Raw genomic sequence first — 20,128 nt, 5'->3', positions numbered from 1 at the left:
TCCAGGGAGATCACGCATCTCCCTCCAGATCTTCCTCAAGCTCGAGGTAGGTCGCCCGGAGCCGGTTCAGCGTGTCCGCGTCCGGCTCGGCCCACAGCCCCCGGTCCGCGGCCTCCAGCAGCCGTTCGGTGATCCCGCGCAGCGCCCACGGATTGGACTTCTTCATGAACTCTTGGTTCTCCGGGGCGAAGACGTACTCGGCGCTGAGCTTCTCGTACATCCAGTCGTCGACGACCCCGGCCGTCGCGTCGTACCCGAAGAGGTAGTCGACGGTCGCCGCCATCTCGAAGGCGCCCTTGTAGCCGTGCCGCCGCATCGCCGCCATCCAGCGCGGGTTGACCACCCGGGCCCGGAAGACGCGGTGCGTCTCCTCGCCGAGCGTGCGGGTCTTCACCTGGTCGGGGGTGGCGGAGTCGCCGACGTACGCCTCGGGGCTCTCGCCCGTCAGATGGCGCACCATGGCGACCATGCCGCCGTGGTACTGGAAGTAGTCGTCGGCGTCGACGAGGTCGTGCTCGCGGGTGTCGACGTTCTTCGCCGCGACGTTGATCCGCCGGAACGCGGTCTCCATGTCGCCGCGCGCGGCCCGCCCGTCGAGGCCGCGGCCGTAGGCGTAGCCGCCCCAGACCGCGTACACCTCGGCGAGGTCGGCGTCGGAGCGCCAGTTACGGGCGTCGATCAGCGGCAGCAGCCCGGCGCCGTACGCGCCCGGCTTGGAGCCGAAGATGCGGGCGGTCGCGCGCCGCCGGTCGCCGTGCTCGGCGGTGTCCTCGTCGGCGTGTGCCTTCACGAAGTTCCCGGCGGCGGGCTCGTCCAGCTCGGCGACCGTCCGTACGGCGTCGTCGATCAGCCCGACCACGTGCGGGAACGCGTCCCGGAAGAAGCCGGAGATGCGGACCGTGACGTCGATGCGGGGACGGCCCAGCTCCTCCAGGGGCACGACCTCGAAGCCGGTCACCCGGCGCGAGGCGTCGTCCCACACCGGCCGGCAGCCGAGCAGCGCCAGGATCTCGGCGATGTCGTCGCCCTGGGTGCGCATCGCGGACGTGCCCCACACCGTCAGGCCCACGGACTTCGGGTACGCGCCGGTGTCCTGCAGATACCGCTGGACGAGCGAGTCGGCCAGCGACTGCCCGACCTCCCAACTCAGCCTGGACGGAATGGCTTTGGGGTCGACCGAGTAGAAGTTGCGGCCCGTCGGCAGGACGTTGACCAGACCGCGGGTCGGAGATCCGGAGGGACCCGCGGGGATGTAGCCGCCGTCCAGCGCCTTGAGGATGTGGCCGATCTCGTCGGTGGTGCGGGCGAGCCGCGGCACGACCTCCCGGCAGGCGAACCCCAACACCGCGACCGCGTCCGGGAGTTCGGTGCCGAGGACGTCACGGACCAGCGCCGGGACGGCCGTGGCGTCCCAGCCGCGCTCCTCCATCCCCTCCGCGCACCGACGGCACAGCTGCTCCAGCAGGTCGATCGCGTCGGCGGCCGTACGCGACGGCCCCCCGACGAGGTCCGTCAGCTCCATCGGCACCTTCACCCCGGCACCCGGCTCGGCCAGCAACTCCTTCTCGTTGAGCCCGAAATGGGCGGCCAGCGAAGCCCTCAGCCCCGGCAGCGCGTTCGCCTGGCCGCCCCACACCTGCGAGGCGCGCAGCACGGCGAGCACGAGGTTCACCCGCGGCTCGCCGACCGGCCCGCCGCCGAGAATGTGCAGGCCGTCGCGGATCTGCACGTCCTTGATCTCGCACAGATAGCCGTCGATGTGCATGACGAACGAGTCGAACTCGCCGTCGTCCGGCTGCTCGTCCACATGCAGGTCGTGGTGCAGCTCGGCCGCCTTGACCAGCGTCCAGATCTGCGCGCGCACCGCCGGCGCCTTCGTCGGGTCCAGGTCGGAGACGAGCGCGTACTCGTCGAGCAGCTGCTCCAGCTTGGCGAGGTCGCCGTAGGTGTCGGCGCGGGCCATCGGCGGTACGAGGTGGTCGACGACCGTGGCGTGTCCGCGCCGTTTGGCCTGGGTGCCCTCGCCGGGGTCGTTGACGATGAACGGGTAGATCAGGGGGAGTTCGCCGAGTACGGCGTCCGGCGCGCAGCCGCCGCTGAGCCCGAGTCCCTTGCCGGGCAGCCACTCCATCGTGCCGTGCTTGCCCATGTGGACGACCGCGTCGGCGCCGAAACTGTTCTCCAGCCAGCGGTAGGCGGCCAGGTAGTGGTGCGAGGGCGGCATGTCCGGGTCGTGGTAGATCGCGATGGGGTTCTCGCCGAAGCCGCGCGGCGGCTGGATCATCACGACGACGTTCCCGAACTGGAGACAGGCGAGCACGATGTCGTCGCCGTCGACGTACAGCGAGCCCGGCGGCTCGCCCCACGCCTCGGTCATCGCCTCCCGAAGTCCCGGGTCGAGCCTGTCGAACCACGCTTGGTAGTCGGCCAGCGGCACGCGCGCGGGCGCCGCCGCGAGCTGGTCCTCGGTCAGCCACTCGACGTCGTGCCCGCCCGCCTCGATGAGCCGGTGGATCAACTCGTCGCCGCCGGACGGGTATTCGGTGACGCCGTACCCGGCCTGCTTGAGCGCGTCGAGCACCCGCACCGCCGAGGCGGGCGTGTCCAGGCCGACCGCGTTGCCGACGCGGGAGTGCTTGGTCGGGTAGGCGGTGAAGACGAGCGCGAGCTTCTTCTCGGCGTTCGGCTTGTGCCTGAGCCGCGCGTGCCGTACGGCGATTCCGGCGACCCGCGCGGCCCGCTCCGGGTCGGCGACGTACACCGGAACGTCGTCGGGGCCCTGCTCCTTGAACGAGAAGGGGACGGTGATCAGGCGCCCGTCGAACTCCGGGATGGCGACCTGCATCGCCGCGTCCATGGGGGACAGGGCGGCGTCCGACGCCTCCCAGGCGGCCCGCGACGAGGTGAGGCACAGCCCCTGCAGCACGGGCACGTCGAGGTCGGCGAGCGCCCCGATGTCCCAGGCCTCCTCGTCGCCGCCCGCCGACGCCTGCGAGGCGTGCGTGCCGCCGGCCGCGAGGACGGTGGCGACCAGGGCGTCGGCGCCGGCGAGGATCTCGTACAGGCCCGGGTCCGCGCCGCGCAGCGAACCGCAGTACACGGCAAGGGCGTTGGCGCCGCGTGCCTCGATCGCGTCGCACAGGGTGTCCACGAAGGCGGTGTTGCCGCTGAGTTCGTGGGCCCGGTAGAAGAGCACGCCGACGGTCGGCCGCCCCTCGACGCGCGTACGCCCGCCGTGGACGCCGTACTCCGGCATCTTCTGCGGCTCGGCGAACCCCTCGCCGGTCAGCAGCACGGTGTCCGACAGGAAGCGGGCCAGCTCGGTGAGGTTGGCGGGCCCTCCCTCCACGAGATACCTCAGCGCCTCGGCCACCACGCCCGCGGGCACGGTCGACTCGGCCATCAACTCCGCGTCCGGGACGGTCTCCCCGCCCAGCAGCACGGTCGGGACACCGGATGCCTTGAGCGCCGCGAGCCCGTCCTCCCAGGCCCGCTTCCCGCCGAGCAGCCGTACGACCGCGAGGTCGGCGCCGTCCAGGAGCGCGGGCAGCTCGTCGGTGACGTCGATGCGGGTCGGGTTGCCGATGCGGTAGTCGGCACCGGAGGCGGCCCGCGCCGCCAGCAGATCCGTGTCGGCGGTCGACAACAACAACACTGTGCTCATGCGGGTGCTCCCGGTGGAATGAAGGGCAGTCCTTGCGGCGCGCCGGACTCGATGAGCCGCCACAGCGCGTCCGTGTCCGCGTGCTGTTCGATCAGGTCGCCGAGCCGGTCGAGCTGCTCCTCGCGCAGCGCGGCGAACGAGGTGTCGGGGGCCGGTACGAAGCGCCGGCCCGCGGCGGCCGCCACCTCGCGCAGGAAGGCCCGCCGGAATCCGTCCGACTCCAGCGAACCGTGCCAGTGCGTGCCCCAGGTCTGTCCGACGCGGCAGCCGTCCAGGAAGGGGGCGCCGCCCTCGACGGAGGCGACGCCGTGATGGATCTCGTACCCCTCGACCCGCTCGCCGAGGGCCGCACCCACCGGGCGGGTCAGGGTCTTCTCGCGGGCGAACCGCACCCGCACGGGGAGGATTCCGAGCCCCGCGACCTCACCGGCCCGCGACTCGACCTCGTCCTCGATGCGCTCGCCGAGGATCTGGAAGCCGCCGCAGATGCCGAGCGTGGGCCGTTGTTCGGCGGCTCTGCGGACCAGGGCCTGCGCAAGACCCCGCTCGCGCAGCCACTCCAGGGCCCGCACCGTCCCCCGGGTGCCCGGCACGACGACGAGGTCCGCGTCGGCCAGTTCCTCCGGCCGGTCCACGAACCGCACCACGACGCCGGGTTCGGCGGCCAGGGCGTCCACGTCGGTGAAGTTGGACATGAGGGGGACGGCGCACACGGCGACGCGCAGGACGTCCGCGCCGACCGGCGGCGCGACGTTCGACTCCCGCACGGTCCCCCGCAGGGAGACCCGCAGCCCGTCCTCCTCGTCGATGCCGAGACCGTGCCGGAAGGGCAGCACGCCGTAGGAGTGCCGACCGGTGAGCCCGTGCAGCATGTCGAGCCCGGGCTCCAGAAGACTGACGTCCCCGCGGAACTTGTTGACGAGGAACCCGGCGACCAGCGCCTGGTCCTCGGGCGAGAGCAGGGCGACGGTCCCGAAGAAGGAGGCGAACACGCCGCCGCGGTCGATGTCCCCGACGACGACCACGGGCAGCCGCGCGTTGCGCGCGATCCCCATGTTCACGATGTCCGTCCGCCGCAGATTGATCTCCGCCGGACTCCCCGCCCCCTCACAGATCACCGCGTCATACGTGCCCCGCAACTCGGCGAGACAGTCGAGAACCGTCCCCAGAAGCTGCTCCTGCCGCCCCCCGTGATACCCGCGCGCACTCATCTCGCCCACGGGCCTTCCCATGAGCACGACCTGACTGCTCTTCTCGCCACCGGGCTTGAGCAGCACGGGGTTCATGAGAGCCGTCGGCTCGACGAGACAGGCCTGCGCCTGCATCGCCTGGGCCCGCCCGATCTCGGCCCCTTCCTTCGTCACGAACGAATTGAGGGACATGTTCTGCGCCTTGAAGGGCGCGACCTTCACCCCCTGCCGCACCAGCCAGCGGCAGATCCCGGCGGTGACGACACTCTTGCCGGCGTCGGAGGTGGTGCCGGCGACGAGGAGACCTCCGCCGTTCATGAGCGGTGCCCTTTCAGGTGCCCTGCCAGGAGGCGCGCGGCGGCACCGACGCCGAGCGCGAGGATCCCGACCCGCCGGGAGAGCCGTACGGCCCGCTCGATGTCGGGGACGGTGACGGTGCGCCCGTGCGCGTTGAGGACGGGACGGTGCTCGACGCGCCCCGCGTACGACAGGGTCCCGCCGAGCCGTACGCCCAGTGCGCCCGCGAACGAGGCCTCCACGGGACCGGCGTTGGGGCTCGGGTGCCTGCCCGCGTCGGCCCGCCAGACCCGCAGCGCCGCACGGGGATCGCCACCGGCGAGGGTCGCCAGTACGGCGGTGAGCCGGGCGCCGGGCCACCCGGCGACGTCGTCGAGCCGCGCGGAAGCCCACCCGTACCGCAGGTACTTGGGCGACCTGTGCCCCACCATCGCGTCGAGCGTGTTGACCGCGCGGAAGCCGAGCAACCCCGGCACCCCGCCGACGCCGCCCCACACGAGCGCCCCCACGACCGCGTCGGAGGTGTTCTCGGCGACGGACTCCATCACGGCACGCGCGATCCCGTCGGCGTCGAGCGCCTGCGGATCCCGGCCGCACAGATGCGGCAGCCGCGCGCGGGCGCCCTCGACGTCCCCGCGCTCCAGGGCGTACGCGATGCTCCGCGCCTCGCGCGCGAGCGACGTCCCGCCGACCACGGCCCAGGTGGCGGCGGCGGTCAGCGCGACGGAGGCGGCGGGGGAGGTCCGCACGGCCCGCTGCGCCATGGCACCGAGCGCCACAACACCCCCGACGCACACGGCGGTGTGCAGCGCGCCCCACCCGCGGTGGTCCCGCCACAACACCTTCTCCACCGCCCCGGCGGCCCGCCCGAACGCGGCGACCGGATGCCCACGGCGCGGATCGCCGAGGAGATGGTCACCGAGAAGCCCGGCGGCGGCGCCGTACGCGAAAACGCGACCGGCACGCATCGGCTCAGCCGGCCGCGGTACGAAACAGACTTCGGACGTCGACCGGGACGGCCCGTGGGCGCACCCCACAGGTCCTCAACAGGCAGCCGCGCATGGCGATATGTCCTCACTCAGGGTGTCCACGCCCTGGTTCGACGAGACCGGCGGTGAGAGTTCCTGGCTCCCGGGGCTACCTACCCCGGTGACAGTGGCGGGACCGCGCCGGACTTCCACCGGCTTCCTCTCGCGCCGCCGTACATGGCCCCGGAAGTCCACCACGCCCCCGGAAGAACCGTCAACTTGCCGTTGACCTGCGACGGGAGAGTGTGCTCAGGCCCACACGCCGGGAGTCGCGGGGGACACAGAAACGTGTGGTGCCGGGACGGATCACCGTCCCGGCACCACAGGTACGCCGGCCTTCGGCCGTGACTCAGCTCTTGTTCATGATCAGCGAGATCCCGTACGCCACCGCCGCCACGCACCCCGCGAAGGCCACGTACGCGCCGGTGAGCGCGAGGGTCGCCGAGTTGCCCTGGGCTGCCGCGCGTTCGCGGCGGGAGAGGCCCATGACGCCGAGGGTGAACAGGGCGACGAGGCCCACGGTGACCGCGAGGCTGACGCCGAAGACGGAGCCCAGAGCTGCCCAGTCGATCTTCATGCTGCTTCTCTTCCTTCGGGCCGGGTGGGCTCAGACGGTCGCGGCCGGCGGGGTCGCCGACTCGGGGGTGGCGGGCGTGACCGGGGCGGGGAGGGTGGCCGTCAGCTCCTCGGTCACCGCGGTTGCGGGCGGCGGGGTCACGGCGGCGATCGCCGTGGTCACCACGCCGGCCGGCTCCTCGGCGGCGTTGACGTTCGTGGCGTCGACGACCTGGCGGCGGGACAGCTTCCAGATGGCGGCACTGGCGGCCACGAGGAAGACGACCACCACGGCGGTGCCCCAGTCGCCGAGGTCCGTCACGGATTCCGCGCCCGCGCCGACCACGGCGGCGGCCGGAAGCGTCAGCACCCAGGCGACCAGCATCCGGGTCGCGGTCGACCAGCGGACCACGCCGCCCTTGCGGCCGAGACCCGCACCCATCACCGAACCGGAGACGACATGCGTGGTGGACAGGGAGAAGCCGAGGTGCGAGGAGGCCAGGATCGCGGTCGCCGCACTGGTCTGGGCGGCGAAGCCCTGCTGCGGCTGAAGCTCGGTCAGGCCCTTGCCCATCGTGCGGATGATGCGCCAGCCGCCGATGTAGGTGCCGAGCGCGATGGCGAGGCCGGCGGAGAGGATGACCCAGGTGGGCGGGTCGGAGTCGGGGGCGACGACACCGCCGGCGACCAGGGCGAGGGTGATGATGCCCATCGTCTTCTGCGCGTCGTTCGTGCCGTGGGCCAGGGAGACCAGGCCGGCGGAGGCGATCTGCCCGGCGCGGTAGCCCTTCTCGGCGGCCTTGCCCTCGGTCTTCCCGCCGATTCCGTACGACAGCCGGGTCGCGAGCATCGCGGCGAGGCCCGCCACGATCGGGGCGGCGAGCGCCGGCAGGAGCACCTTGGTGACGAGTACGTCGCCGTGGACGGCGCCCAGGCCGGCCGAGGCGATGGTGGCGCCGATCAGTCCGCCCATCAGGGCGTGCGAGGAGCTGGAGGGGAGTCCCAGCAGCCAGGTCGCCAGGTTCCAGAGGATCGCGCCGACCAGCGCCGCGAATATGACCTCGGGACGTATGCCGGCCTCGTCGACGAGACCTTTGGAGATCGTGTTGGCGACCTCCACCGAGAGGAAGGCGCCGACAAGGTTCAGCACGGCGGACATGGCCACCGCGACCTTGGGCTTGAGTGCGCCGGTCGAGATGGTGGTGGCCATCGCGTTGGCGGTGTCGTGGAAACCGTTCGTGAAATCAAACGCGAGTGCGGTTACGACCACAATCGCGAGGATCAGCGAGAAGTTTTCCATTTACCCAGGCAATCGTTCGAAGTCATCGGTCGCTTGACCGTAAGCAACCTGGGTGAACGGCAAGTGAACTGGGAGGGGCGTGGGAGTGTCCAGGTGAGGAGGCCGCCGCTCCGCCCGGTTCCGGCGGCCCCCGGTCCTTCGGTGCCCTCTCGAGGCCCCCCGGCTAGCGCCCCCTGGCGAACTGCTTCAGCTGGGCGGCGGACCCGTTGAAGAGATTCTGGTCACCCGGCAGGCTGCCGCTGCTGCCGTACTGCCAGAAGGTCCAGAACGACCATCCGGCGGGCAGTGCTCCCGCATCCTCTGAGTTGGGGCGGGCCAGCCACAGCGCGTGGTTCGAGGCGAACGCGCGGCTGCTGCCGGTGCAGGTGTTCCACCAGCGGGTGGTCGTGTAGATCACCGGGTGGCGGCCGGTGCGCCGGTACATCTCGTTGCTGAACGACCTGATCCACCCGACCATGCTCGCGTGGCTGAGGCCGTAGCACTTGTGCTTCTTGTCGTACGGGTTGTATTCGATGTCGAGCGCCGGCGGCAGCGTCCAGCCGTCCGCGCTCCACCGGCCGCCGTTGCGCGCGAAGTACGCCGCCTGGGTCCTGCCCGACGACTTGTCCGGCAGTGCGAAGTGGTAGGCGCCGCGGATGATGCCGGCCTTGCGGGCGCCGTCGTACTGCTTGGTGAAGTACGGGTTGCGGTACGTGGTGGACTCGGTGGCCTTGATGTAGACGAATCTGGCGCCATTGGCCTTCGCGCGCGACCAGTCGACGTTCTTCTGGTGCGAGGAGACGTCGTGTCCCTTCGGCAGGCTCGCCGCCGAGGCCGGAAGCCCGGTGAGGACGGCCCCGCCCGCGGTGAGCGCCGCCACGGAGGCCGCGATCACACGGGTGCGGCGGCGGAACGGTTTGCGATCACGAGCCATGCTTCCCCCCGGAATGGCAACGTGCACGACAAATCAACGGGAGGCTACTGGAAGATCGCCACATGCTCGGCGATCTCCGGCCAAGCAGGACGACAAGGTGATTTGTGCGCATATGCAGACTTTCGGAAGCTTGGCTTCCGTCCTAAAGTGCCCCGCCCGGCGGCGCGTTGAGGGCGCTCCTGGCAGGATCGCGGCATGGCGGAGCAGCAGCGGGACCAGGGGGACGGGCGGGGCACCCGGGAGGGCGCACAGGATGTGCCGGAGGCGTGGGGGAGGAGTGCGCTCCCCGAGGAGGCGCGCGCCTGGGAGGCTCTCGTCGCCACGGCCCGCCGCACGGTGTTCGAGGGGCTGGTCGTCGGCACGTCCGGCAATGTCTCCGTCCGAGTGGGCGACACGGTGCTGGTCACGCCCTCGGGTGTGCCCTACGACCGGCTCGCGCCGGACGACGTGACCGGCGTGGACCTCGCGGGCCGGCAGGTGCTCGGCACCCTGCTCCCGACCAGCGAGCTGCCCATGCACCTCGCCGTGTACCGCACCACCGACGCGGTCGCCATCGTGCACACGCACGCCGTGCACGCGACCGCCGTCTCGACGCTCGTCCCCGAGCTCCCGACGATCCACTACATGGCGGCGGCCCTCGGCGGACCCGTCCGAGTTGCGCCGTATGCGACATACGGCACCGACGAGTTGGCCGAGAACATGCTCCGCGCCCTCGCCGACCGCACCGGCTGCCTGCTCCAGAACCACGGCACGATCACCTACGGCGCCACCCTGGACCAGGCCTACGACCGCACGGCGCAGCTGGAGTGGATGTGCCGCCTGTGGCTGACCGCGTCGTCCGTCCCGGGCCTGACCCCGGCCCTCCTCTCCCGCGAACAGGTGGCGGAGGTGGGGGAGAGGCTGCGGGGGTACGGGCAGCAGGGGTAGGGGCAGCGGGGGTGAGCAGACGGGAGCCACACATCCGGCACCGCGGGGTACCCGAAGTGCCGTGAGCACACCACACCTTCGGCGGCAAGCCGCATCACCCCGTCCCGTCCTCCCGCTGGCCGGTCACCCGGTCCGCCGGGACACTGGAGGGGTGCGCACTGTCAAAGCGACGGCCGCGGCCGTCACCGTAGCCCTGGCGGCCGGCGTCGCGAGCGTGGCCGCCGGGCGGTTCGCGAGCGACGCGGCGCTGAAGGCGCCCCCGGGCAGACCCCTGCCCTCCGAGCCCAGGCTCACCGTGCACGCCACGGCCGCCGGGCAGATCGCGCTCACCCGCCATCTGGCGGCGCTGCGCCCGGGTACGTACGGCCTCGCGGGCGACGGCACCCACGCGGTCGTCGGCCCGGTCCTCGACACGGCCACGCACTCCGCCGACACCGTCGTGCGCCGCCTGGAACGGGTCACGCGCGGCACGCCGGAACCGGGCGACAAGGTGCGGCTGACCCCGAACGTGCACATCGGCGACCCGCGTTCGGCCCTCTCGCTCAACTACACCGACGTCGACATCCCCGGCGAACTCGGCTCCCTGCCCGCCTGGTTCGTTCCCGGGGTCCGCGACACCTGGGTGATCACGGTGCACGGCCTGGGCGCCACCCGAGAACACCCCCTGAACGTCATGGAGTTCCTGCACCGCCAGCGCTTCCCGGTGCTCGACCTCGCCTACCGCGGCGACCGCGGTGCGCCCCGCTCCCCGGACGGACTCAACCACCTGGGCGAGACGGAGTGGCGCGACGTGGACGCGGCCATCCGGTTCGCCGTGGACAACGGTGCCCGGCAGGTCGTCCTGCACGGCTGGTCCACCGGTGCCACCATGGCGCTGCGCGCCGCCGTGCGCTCCGCGCTGCGCGACAGCATCTCGGGGCTGGTCCTCGACTCCCCGGTCCTCAGCTGGCCGACCACACTGCGCGCCCTCGCGTCGGCCCGCCGCACCCCGGGCGCCCTGCTGCCACTCGCCGTGCGCGCCGCCCAGGGACGCACGGGCCTGGAACGCGACCGCACCGCCGAGGCAGCGGGACTCACCGTGCCCACGATGATCTTCCACGGCCCGGACGACACCCTGGCCCCCTGGGAACACTCCCGCCGCCTAGCAAACACCCGCCCCAACCTCATCGCCCTGCACACCGTCCCCGAGGCCCCCCACGCAGCAATGTGGAACGCCGACCCGAAGGCATACGAGGAAGCCCTGCGCCGCTTCCTCACGCCGCTGATGTGACTTGCTCGGCCGCCGCCGAAGCGCCCCGCCGATGCGCCCCGCCAAGCTGCCGCTCGTGCAACCCGCTCGAGCGGCCTTCGGGGGGCGTTTTGCCGGGGCGGCCGAACAGTTCATACGATTCCGTTTAAGGGTGTACCACTGGCCTGTTCCCGGCCCCGGGCCGCTCGCAGGACCCCGTGCGTTGGCCAGTCCCGTCGCCCGGCGTGACATTCCGTTTGGGTTTTCGGACCGTCAACCGGAAGACTGCACCCGTGACGTCCCGTATCCCGCGCGACTCCAGGCTTCGACTCGTCCGCCCGCGACCCCTGGCCGCCGCCCCATCAGCTGTGAACCAGCGGCGCCAGCGCCGCCCCGCGCCCCACCCCCCGGAGGGCACGCCGGCACCCGCGGAGCTGGCCAGAATGGCACGCTCCGGTCTGGCCGCGGCAGCCCGCGTCGCCCGCTGGGCCGACGCCGCGCTCGGCCCCGGCGGGGACGGCGCGACCGCTGACGGCAAGGCCACGCTCTCCGACGCCACCGCCGAACGGGCCGCCGCGGAGCTGGGCCTGACCGTGGTTCAGGTGCGCGCCGACTGGGACACCGCCCGCCTCGCCGGTCTCATCGAGGTGCATGGCGACATCGCCCGCCCCGGCTGGCGGCTACGGGCCTGGAACCGCGACGACAGCGCCGTACTGCGCGGCTGGGTCGCCCTGTTCGACGCCTGGTCGCTCGCCCACCCCGAGCCCGCGCACCACGAGCCCGCCGCCGTCGCCGAGGTCGTCTCGGCCATGCCCCAGGTGCTCTCCTTCCTGCAGCTGTCGGCCGGCCCCGTCCCGGTCGCCCAGCTCCTCGACCTGCTGGAGCAGCGCGTCACCGAACTGCGCACCGAACGCTGCGAGATCCCCTACGGCCCGCAGCCCGAACCCGTGGAACCGCCGCAGACCCCCGACACCCCGCTCGCCCCGCTCCTCGACTGGGCCCTGCACGCCCTCGCCTCCGTCGGCGCCCTCACCTACGGCGGCGGACAGGCCACGCTCACCCCGCTCGGCAGCTGGGCGGTCTGGGTCAAGCTGGAGCAGATCTGTGTGGCCGCACAGAGCCCTGCGGGGAACATCGAGCAGTCCGCCGAGGACATGCTGCGCGGCTGCGCCCAGCTGCGCCCCAATGCCGCGCGCGCCGAGTACCGCGCCTGGCTCGCCGCCCGCCCCGTCAAGAGCGCCGTCACCGAACTCGTCGACGCAGCCCGCGGCGACGACGCACTGCTGCGCGGCCTCGCCTTCGAGGCGCTGCGCGTGGTCGGCGCCCCCGCGGAGCCCGACGTCAGGGCCGTGGCCGAGGAGCCCACCCTGCGGCCGTACGCCCTGCTGTGGCTGGCCGAGCACGACGGCGTCGACCCCGAGGACGCCCACGAGGTCCTCACCCGCGAGGAGGCCACCTGGCTCTGGGTCGACACCGCCGCCGCCGTGGCCGACCACGGCGAGGCCCCGATGCTCGTACGGCATCTGGAGTCGGCCGTGCAGGCGACCGTCCCGCTGCTCCTGGACGAGGTGCGCGCCGTCGGCCACCCCCGCACCGTGCAGGTCCTGGTCGCGCTCGCCGCGGCCCACCCCGACCCGGCCCTCGCGAAGGCCGTCCGCCGCGCCGCCTTCCAGGTGCACACCGGCGGCAGCTAGTCCGGAGCCGGGGCGCTCACGGGTCCGGGCGTGCCGTTCGTCACGCCCGGCCGCCCGAACCCCCGAACCCGGAAAAACCGCTTGCAGCGCCCCGTTAGACTTGGCCCATGGCCATTCTCCTCGCGCATTAGACGGCGGGAACGTCCTCAGCCGCCCACACCCGCCACCCCTGTCTGCCCTGGAGCCTGTCCGTGATCTCCGCCACCGGTATCGAGCTGCGCGCCGGCGCCCGTGTCCTCATCGAGTCCGCCACCTTCCGTGTCGCCAAGGGCGACCGCATCGGCTTGGTCGGCCGCAACGGCGCGGGCAAGACCACACTGACCAAGTGCCTGGCCGGTGAGGGGATCCCGGCCGGCGGCCAGATCACCCGCTCCGGAGAGGTCGGCTACCTCCCGCAGGACCCCCGCACCGGCGACCTCGACGTCCTCGCCCGCGACCGCATCCTGTCCGCGCGCGGCCTCGACGTGCTGATCCGCAAGATGCGCGACAACGAACAGCGCATCGCCAATGGCCAGGGCGCCACCCGCGAGAAGGCCCTCAGGCAGTACGAGCGCCAGGAGACGGAGTTCCTCACCAAGGGCGGATACGCCGCCGAGGCCGAGGCCGCCACCATCGCCGCCGCGCTGGGCCTGCCCGACCGGGTGCTCGGCCAGCCGCTGCACACCCTCTCCGGCGGTCAGCGCCGCCGTATCGAGCTGGCTCGGATCCTGTTCTCGGACGCGGACACCCTGCTGCTCGACGAGCCCACGAACCACCTCGACGCCGACTCGATCGTCTGGCTGCGGGACTACCTGAAGACGTACCGCGGCGGCTTCATCGTGATCTCCCACGACGTCGACCTGGTCGAGACGGTCGTGAACAAGGTGTTCTACCTGGACGCCAACCGCGCCCAGATCGACGTCTACAACATGGGCTGGAAGCTCTACCAGCAGCAGCGCGAGGCCGACGAGAAGCGCCGCCGCCGCGAGCGGCAGAACGCCGAGAAGAAGGCCGCCGCCCTGCACTCGCAGGCCGACAAGATGCGCGCCAAGGCCACCAAGACGGTCGCCGCGCAGAACATGGCCAAGCGCGCCGACCGGCTGCTCGCCGGCCTGGAGGCGGTGCGCGTCTCCGACAAGGTCGCCAAGCTCCGCTTCCCCGAGCCCGCGCCCTGCGGCAAGACCCCGCTCACCGCCGAGGGCCTGTCGAAGTCGTACGGCTCACTGGAGATCTTCACCGACGTCGACCTGGCCATCGACAAGGGCTCCCGGGTCGTCATCCTCGGTCTGAACGGCGCGGGCAAGACCACCCTGCTGCGCCTGCTCGCGGGCGTGGAGCAGCCCGACACCGGCATGGTCGCCCCTGGCCACGGCCTCAAGCTCGGCTACTACGCCCAGGAGCACGAGACCCTGGACCCCGGCCGCACGGTCCTGGAGAACATGCGCTCGGCCGCCCCCGACATGGACCTCGTCGAGGTCCGCAAGGTGCTCGGCTCGTTCCTGTTCTCCGGCGACGACGTCGACAAGCCGGCCGGTGTGCTCTCCGGCGGCGAGAAGACCCGTCTCGCGCTGGCCACCCTGGTGGTCTCCTCCGCCAACGTCCTGCTCCTGGACGAGCCGACCAACAACCTCGACCCCGCCTCCCGCGAGGAGATCCTCGGCGCGCTGCGCACCTACAAGGGCGCCGTCGTCCTCGTCACCCACGACGAGGGCGCCGTCGAGGCACTGCAGCCGGAGCGGATCATTCTGCTTCCGGACGGTGTCGAGGACCTGTGGGGCGCGGACTACGCGGATCTCGTCGCACTTGCTTGATCGAATGCGTGATCCACAGCGTATGGATCATTCGGCCCATCGGTGATCCACCATCTGTGTGAGATCTCCTCGTACCGAGGTGTGTCCTACATCGAATTCGCGGCCGAGTCCTTTATCGACAAGGGCTCGGCCGTCGTACGTCGCTGACCTGGCACTTCGCGGAGGAACCCGTTCGGCGGTACGAACCGCGGCACGTGGAATTTCGGATTCCCCTTGTGGGGATGCGCTCCTGTCGTCAAATCCCTGTCTTACGGACCTTGCCGAATGGGTGGCCATGAAGGCCCGGAGGGGTGATCATGAGGAGACCAGAGCGCACTTCCCATGAGGAGGCACGGGTGGCCGAGACTCTGAAGAAGGGCAGCCGGGTTACCGGCGCCGCGCGCGACAAGCTCGCGGCAGACCTGAAGAAGAAGTACGACTCCGGTGCGAGCATTCGGGCGCTGGCCGAGGAAACCGGCCGCTCGTATGGCTTCGTTCATCGGATGCTCAGTGAGTCGGGCGTCACGCTCCGTGGGCGTGGCGGGGCGACCCGGGGTAAGAAAGCCGCAGGCTGACCCCGGGCGGCCCCTCGGCTTCGATGGTGGCCACCCGGTCGGTCGGACGATCGGCCGGGTGGTTACTGTGCAGTCACTTGAGCATGCTCTGCTGACCGCACACATCGGAGGCGCCCCATGGCCACGCCCGCCAAGGACCTCGGTCCGGTACTCGACAAGGACGGCGTAAGGCTCACCGTCGACGACGCGATCGCCACGGTGACGCTGACCAACCCGGCCAAGCGCAATGCGCAGAGCCCCGCCATGTGGCGGACGCTCGCCGAGGCCGGGAGGGTCCTGCCGGGCTCGGTCCGTGTCGTGGTGCTGCGCGCCGAGGGCCAGTCCTTCTCGGCCGGCCTCGACCGGCGGATGTTCACGCCCGAGGGAATCGAGGGCGAGCCGACCTTCATCGATCTCGCGCGCAGCAGCGACGGTGAACTCGACGCGAGCATCGCCGGATTCCAGGACGGCTTCACCTGGTGGCGGCGCAGTGACCTCGTGTCCATCGCCGCCGTCCAGGGGCACGCCATCGGAGCGGGCTTCCAGCTTGCCCTCGCCTGTGACCTGCGCGTCGTTGCCGACGACGTGCAGTTCGCCATGCGCGAGACCAGCCTCGGGCTGGTGCCGGACCTGACGGGCACGCACCCGCTCGTCGCGCTGGTCGGGCAGGCCCGCGCGCTGGAGATCTGTGTGACCGGACGCTTCGTCACGGCCGAGGAGGCCGTCAGCACCGGCCTCGCCAACCTCGCCGTACCGGCCGACCAGCTCGACGGTGCCGTGAAGGATCTGGCGTCCGCGATCCTGGCGGCGCCGCGCGACGCCGTGATCGAGACGAAGGCACTGATCCGGGGCGCGCAGGGCCGCTCCTACGACGACCAGCGCGCCGCGGAGCGTGCCGCGCAGGCTCGGCGGCTCAGGGACTTGGCCGGCCTCGGCGAGTAGCCGCTCAGCCGACCGCCGTCACCAGCACCGCCACCGTCGGGCGGTCGGGCAGCGCGTCCCTCACCGCCGTACGGACCTGCCGGGCCACGTCCGACGGCCGGTGACCCGGCTCCACGGCGAGCTCCACGCGCGCGTGGCGGTGCGGCAGCGCGCCCTCGGCCTGACGTTCCTCCAGCTGTACGGCCCGGCCCAGACCCCCGGTCAGGTGGGCGACCCCGACGACGGACAGGGCGGCGGACGCGGCGCGGCTCTCGTCGTCGGACCCGGGCTCGGCGGCAGCGTACGGCGGCTCGGGCTCCCGTACGGGCGCGGGTTCCGGGTCCTCGTCCAGCAGAGCCGTCACCTGCAGATCCACCTCAGTCACCCGCAGACCGAGCCGCTCGTCCGCCGCGGCCGCAAGGGTCGTACGCACCAGGGCCGCCGTCGCCGGCAGCGGCGCCGTGGCCGTCGCCGCGAACTGCGCCGTCACCCGCAGTGCTCCCGGCGGCAGCGCGGACGGCGGAGGCGGCACGGCGGGCTCCTGCACGTCCTCCGGGTCGGCCAGAGCCATCCGCAGCCCGTCGAGGCGCACCCCGCGCAACTCCACGGCCGCGCGCCGCAGCACCGCCTCGGCCGCCTCCTCCGAGATCCATGTGCCGTCACGCGGTCCGCCGAGGGGCAGCAGCCTGCCCAGACCCAGCTGATGCCGCACCGTCCGCGTCCACCGTTCCGCCGTCATTCCTCCAGCCTGCCGCATCCCTGGCGCGCGGGACCGCAACCCCACATACCGTGGACCAAGGAGGACGAACCGAAGGGATGTACGGCAATGACCGACATGACGGAGCCGAACCGGACGGGGACCCCCGGAGTAGAGAGCGAGGCCCCGGACACCCCCGCGACCACCCGCAGAACCACACGGCGCGGCGGCGGGGACCCGGCGACCCGCGGACGGACGACGATCGCCGACGGCGTCGTCGAGAAGATCGCCGGACTGGCCGCACGGGACGTGCTCGGCGTGCACGCTCTCGGCAGCGGGCTCAGCCGCACCTTCGGTGCCGTGCGCGACCGGGTGCCGGGCGGCTCGAAGTCCGTGACCCGGGGCGTGAAGGCCGAGGTCGGCGAGGTGCAGACGGCACTCGACATCGAGATCGTCGTCGACTACGGCGTCTCGATCTCCGATGTCGCGCGCGCGGTGCGCGAGAACGTCATCGCGGCGGTGGAGCGGATGGCGGGCCTCGAGGTCGTCGAGGTCAACATCGCGGTGAGCGACGTCAAGCTGCCGGAGGAAGAGGACGAGGAGCCGGAGCCCCGGATCCAGTGACGCGCCGACGACCGGACAACCGCACCGCTGAGGGGAGCGCACGATGAGCATGGCCGTGGTCGGCATGATCGCCGGCATGGCACTGGGCTTCGCCGGATACTTCGGCGGCTTCGGAGCCTTCCTGCTGGTGGCCGCACTGGGCGCCATCGGTTTCGTCGTCGGCCGGTTCGTCGAGGGCGACCTGGAGATCGGCGACTTCTTCCGTACGCGTGACGACCGTCGGCGGTGACCCCGGTGAGCGACGGCGTCAGTGAGCTGCACAGACCCCTGGCCGCCGTCGAGGCGGCGGAGCGCGGGGCCACCAGGATCGCCGACCGGGTGGTCTCGAAGATCGCCGCCCAGGCCGCCCGTGAGATGCTCGCCGACCTGCCCAAGGAGGCCGCGGCGCCGCACGCCTCCGTGGTGGTCCGCCATCACACCGCCCATGTCCGCGTCCATGTCGAACTCGGCTATCCCTGCGACATCGGCGGCCGATGCGCGGATGTGCGTCGACATGTCGCTTTGCGGGTACGCGCGTTGGTGGGCATGGAGGTGCCGGAGGTCGCGGTCCATGTGGAGCGGCTGCATCTGACCCCGGCGCACGGCGCGGCACAGGGGAGGACGCGATGAGCGAGCCCCAGGGCTCCGAGGGCACCACACAACGACTGCCGGTCATCGAGAAAGCACCCGGCGACGACCTCGGCCGCGGTGCGCCGCCCCCACCGGCGGCGCAATCCGCCCGCGAGGGCCGCTTCTGGTCCGCGCGCCGCGTCCCCGCGGGCATCGTCGCACTCCTCGTCCTCGCCGTCGCGGGCGTCTTCCTCTACGACATCGCCGCCGTCCGCGCCGACCGGCCCGCGATGAACTGGCGCCGCCAGCTGGCCCGGCAGCTCGCCGAGCGCCCCCTCGACGACACCTGGGTGCTCGTCGGCGCCTCAGTCGCGGCGGCCCTCGGCCTGTGGCTGATCGTGCTCGCCGTCACGCCGGGGCTGCGCGCCGTCCTGCCGATGCGGCGACCGCAGGCCGACGTGCGCGCCGGGCTGCACCGCGAGGCGGCAGCGCTGGTGCTGCGCGACCGGGCCATGGAGGTCGCGGGCGTCCAGTCGGTACGGGTACGGATGCGCCGCAGGCGTGCCGACGTCGCCGCCGTCTCGCACTTCCGCGAACTGGACGACGTGCACACGGACCTGGACTCCACGCTCGCCGAGGCGATCGGCGGTATGGGGCTCGCCCGGCCGCCCGCGCTGAGGGTGCATGTACGGCGTCCCGGACGGAAGGGGTGAGTGCGGTGCTCAGGACCGTCAACCGGGTGCTGATCGGGCTCACCGGACTTGTGCTGCTCGTGCTGGGCGGCTCCGTACTGGCCGTGGGACTCGGCGTGCGGCCCCCCTCCTGGTGGATCCACGACGGCCGGCACGACGTGCTGCTCAGCACGACCGAGCGCACCCGCTGGCGGGACGCCGGCTGGTGGTGGCCGACCGTCCTCGCCGTACTGGCCGTCGTCGTCCTGCTCGCCCTGTGGTGGCTGACCGCGGTCCTGCGCCGGCGCCGCCTCGCCGAGGTCCTGGTGGACACCGGCGACGGCGAGGGCGCACTGCTGCGAGGTCGCGCCCTGGAGGGCGTCCTCGCGGGCGAGGCAGGCCAGTTGGAGGGCGTGGCCCACGCCCACGTCCGCCTGACCGGCGCCCGGACCGCCCCCGCGGCACGTATCCAACTCGAACTGCAACCCCACGTGGACCCGGGCACCGCCCTCCACCACCTGACCACCGAAGCCCTCACCCACGCCCGCAACTCAGCCGGCCTCGCCTCCTTCCCCGCAGAGGCACACCTGAAGGCGGTGAAGCACCGCGCGGAGAGGGTCAGTTGACGGGGCTGTTTTTTCAACGGCGCATCTTCAACGGGCGTGCCCCGAAGGGGCGCGGGGAACTGCGCGACCAGCCCACGACGACCCGCGGTCAAAATCCGCGCCGCACGCCCCCGTTCTTCAGGGGCGCGGGGAACGGCGCGAGCAACCCCCGCCGACCCGCACTCAGAACCCGCGCCGCATCCCCCCGTCGACGGGCAGCATGACCCCGGTCAGATAAGAAGCGGCCGGAGACAGCAAGAACGCCGCCGCCCGCCCGAACTCCTCCGGCCTCCCGTATCGCCGCAACGGAATCCGGGACTCGTGAGCGGCCCGAGTCGCCTCCGGATCGGCGGACATCGAGTCCAGCTCACGCACGCGGTCCGTGTCGATACGGGCCGGCAGCACACCGACCACCCGGATACCGCGCGGCCCCAGCTCGTCCGCGAGCGACTTGGCGAAACCGGCGAGCCCCGGGCGCAACCCGTTGGAGATGGTCAACCCCGGAATGGGCTCGTGCACCGACCCGGACAGCACGAACCCGATCACACCCCCGGGCTCCAGCTCCGCCGCAGCCGCCCGCGCCAACCGGACAGCACCCAGAAACACCGACTCGAACGCCGACTCCCACTGCTCGTCCGTGTTGTCCGCGACGAACCCGGCGGCGGGCCCGCCGACGCTGACGAGAATGCCGTCGAAACCGCCGAACCGCTGCCGTGCGGCCTCGATGAGCCGCGCCGGAGCCTCCGGATCCGCGTTGTCGACGGCGACCCCGGCCGCGTTCGGCCCGAGCTCGGCCGCCGCGTCGGCGACCCGCTGCTCGTCCCGCCCCGTGACGACCACCTTGGCGCCGTCCGCGACGAGTTCGCGCGCGGTGGCGTTGCCGAGGCCGCGCGTGGCCCCGGTGACGACGTACACCCGGTCCTTCAGTCCAAGATCCATGGC

The 20,128-nt window shown here is 72.2% G+C and carries 19 protein-coding genes and 1 riboswitch; of the genes, 11 read left to right on the top strand and 8 right to left on the bottom strand.

From position 1 onward, the window contains the following. Positions 1-10 precede the first annotated feature (10 nt). The 6 genes from cobN to JYK17_RS19635 all read right to left on the bottom strand — a co-directional run bounded on the left by cobN (position 11) and on the right by JYK17_RS19635 (position 8,947). Positions 11-3,664, bottom strand: coding sequence for a cobaltochelatase subunit CobN (gene cobN / locus JYK17_RS19660; RefSeq protein ID WP_222810891.1), 3,654 nt, complete (start codon positions 3,662-3,664; stop codon positions 11-13). Then, on the bottom strand, positions 3,661-5,172 hold the full coding sequence (locus JYK17_RS19655) for a cobyric acid synthase (protein WP_222810890.1): 1,512 nt from the start codon (positions 5,170-5,172) through the stop codon (positions 3,661-3,663). The genes cobN and JYK17_RS19655 overlap by 4 nt, the downstream gene beginning before the upstream one ends. Then, positions 5,169-6,119 carry a cobalamin biosynthesis protein gene (locus tag JYK17_RS19650; RefSeq protein WP_222810889.1) on the bottom strand — a complete coding sequence of 317 codons (951 nt, stop codon included), beginning with the start codon at positions 6,117-6,119 and terminating at the stop codon, positions 5,169-5,171. Before JYK17_RS19650 ends, JYK17_RS19655 begins: the two co-directional genes overlap by 4 nt. A 131-nt stretch (positions 6,120-6,250) precedes the next feature. Further along, positions 6,251-6,390: riboswitch (cobalamin riboswitch) on the bottom strand. 138 nt (positions 6,391-6,528) lie between these two features. After that, positions 6,529-6,756 (bottom strand): hypothetical protein, encoded by a 228-nt coding sequence (locus JYK17_RS19645; protein WP_108013650.1) that lies wholly within the window; start codon positions 6,754-6,756, stop codon positions 6,529-6,531. Between the two features lie 30 nt (positions 6,757-6,786). Continuing rightward, complete coding sequence (locus JYK17_RS19640) at positions 6,787-8,034, bottom strand: inorganic phosphate transporter (RefSeq protein ID WP_108013651.1); 1,248 nt, start codon at positions 8,032-8,034, stop codon at positions 6,787-6,789. A gap of 163 nt (positions 8,035-8,197) precedes the next feature. Next, positions 8,198-8,947 carry a lysozyme gene (locus JYK17_RS19635; RefSeq protein WP_222810888.1) on the bottom strand — a complete coding sequence of 250 codons (750 nt, stop codon included), beginning with the start codon at positions 8,945-8,947 and terminating at the stop codon, positions 8,198-8,200. A gap of 195 nt (positions 8,948-9,142) precedes the next feature. On the opposite strand from JYK17_RS19635, the gene JYK17_RS19630 reads away from it, so the two are divergent. From JYK17_RS19630 to JYK17_RS19605, 6 genes are all read left to right on the top strand, one after another. Further along, positions 9,143-9,874: a class II aldolase/adducin family protein gene (locus JYK17_RS19630; protein ID WP_222810887.1), complete on the top strand. Its 732-nt coding sequence runs from the start codon at positions 9,143-9,145 to the stop codon at positions 9,872-9,874. A 151-nt stretch (positions 9,875-10,025) separates the two neighbouring features. Next, positions 10,026-11,144, top strand: a complete 1,119-nt coding sequence (locus tag JYK17_RS19625) for an alpha/beta hydrolase (protein ID WP_222810886.1) — start codon at positions 10,026-10,028, stop codon at positions 11,142-11,144. A gap of 401 nt (positions 11,145-11,545) precedes the next feature. Continuing rightward, positions 11,546-12,796: a hypothetical protein gene (locus tag JYK17_RS19620; RefSeq protein ID WP_164932281.1), complete on the top strand. Its 1,251-nt coding sequence runs from the start codon at positions 11,546-11,548 to the stop codon at positions 12,794-12,796. A 191-nt stretch (positions 12,797-12,987) separates the two neighbouring features. Continuing rightward, positions 12,988-14,586 carry an ABC-F family ATP-binding cassette domain-containing protein gene (locus tag JYK17_RS19615; protein WP_108013656.1) on the top strand — a complete coding sequence of 533 codons (1,599 nt, stop codon included), beginning with the start codon at positions 12,988-12,990 and terminating at the stop codon, positions 14,584-14,586. A gap of 335 nt (positions 14,587-14,921) precedes the next feature. Beyond that, positions 14,922-15,140 carry a helix-turn-helix domain-containing protein gene (locus tag JYK17_RS19610; RefSeq protein ID WP_019758351.1) on the top strand — a complete coding sequence of 73 codons (219 nt, stop codon included), beginning with the start codon at positions 14,922-14,924 and terminating at the stop codon, positions 15,138-15,140. 117 nt (positions 15,141-15,257) lie between these two features. Then, a complete protein-coding gene (locus JYK17_RS19605; RefSeq protein WP_108013657.1) occupies positions 15,258-16,061 on the top strand; it encodes an enoyl-CoA hydratase/isomerase family protein in 804 nt (267 codons plus the stop codon). 4 nt (positions 16,062-16,065) lie between these two features. Here the strand turns inward: JYK17_RS19605 and JYK17_RS19600 are convergent, their stop codons facing one another. Then, the gene (locus JYK17_RS19600) at positions 16,066-16,779 is read right to left on the bottom strand and encodes a nucleopolyhedrovirus P10 family protein (protein WP_222810885.1); all 714 of its coding nucleotides are present in this window, start codon (positions 16,777-16,779) and stop codon (positions 16,066-16,068) included. Between the two features lie 87 nt (positions 16,780-16,866). Here JYK17_RS19600 and JYK17_RS19595 point away from each other — a divergent pair, with 87 nt between their 5' ends. From JYK17_RS19595 to amaP, 5 genes are read left to right on the top strand one after another with little or no spacing between them, the layout of a single operon-like run. Then, entirely contained in the window at positions 16,867-17,361 is a 495-nt protein-coding gene (locus JYK17_RS19595) for an Asp23/Gls24 family envelope stress response protein (protein WP_108013659.1), read from the top strand. A 43-nt stretch (positions 17,362-17,404) separates the two neighbouring features. Continuing rightward, positions 17,405-17,590, top strand: coding sequence for a hypothetical protein (locus JYK17_RS19590; protein WP_108013660.1), 186 nt, complete (start codon positions 17,405-17,407; stop codon positions 17,588-17,590). Beyond that, a complete protein-coding gene (locus JYK17_RS19585; RefSeq protein ID WP_222810884.1) occupies positions 17,587-17,970 on the top strand; it encodes an Asp23/Gls24 family envelope stress response protein in 384 nt (127 codons plus the stop codon). The genes JYK17_RS19590 and JYK17_RS19585 overlap by 4 nt, the downstream gene beginning before the upstream one ends. Beyond that, the gene (locus JYK17_RS19580) at positions 17,967-18,623 is read left to right on the top strand and encodes a DUF6286 domain-containing protein (RefSeq protein WP_108013662.1); all 657 of its coding nucleotides are present in this window, start codon (positions 17,967-17,969) and stop codon (positions 18,621-18,623) included. Before JYK17_RS19585 ends, JYK17_RS19580 begins: the two co-directional genes overlap by 4 nt. A 5-nt stretch (positions 18,624-18,628) precedes the next feature. Further along, positions 18,629-19,207 carry an alkaline shock response membrane anchor protein AmaP gene (gene amaP, locus JYK17_RS19575; protein ID WP_108013729.1) on the top strand — a complete coding sequence of 193 codons (579 nt, stop codon included), beginning with the start codon at positions 18,629-18,631 and terminating at the stop codon, positions 19,205-19,207. Positions 19,208-19,369: 162 nt separating this feature from the next. Here amaP and JYK17_RS19570 read toward each other — a convergent pair whose 3' ends face one another. After that, positions 19,370-20,125 carry an SDR family oxidoreductase gene (locus JYK17_RS19570; protein ID WP_108013663.1) on the bottom strand — a complete coding sequence of 252 codons (756 nt, stop codon included), beginning with the start codon at positions 20,123-20,125 and terminating at the stop codon, positions 19,370-19,372. Between the last annotated feature and the right edge of the window lie 3 nt (positions 20,126-20,128).

Origin of the sequence: Streptomyces plumbidurans, assembly GCF_019857225.1 — a bacterium.
Lineage (GTDB): Bacteria > Actinomycetota > Actinomycetes > Streptomycetales > Streptomycetaceae > Streptomyces > Streptomyces plumbidurans.
This window is presented reverse-complemented; position numbering and strand designations above follow the sequence as displayed.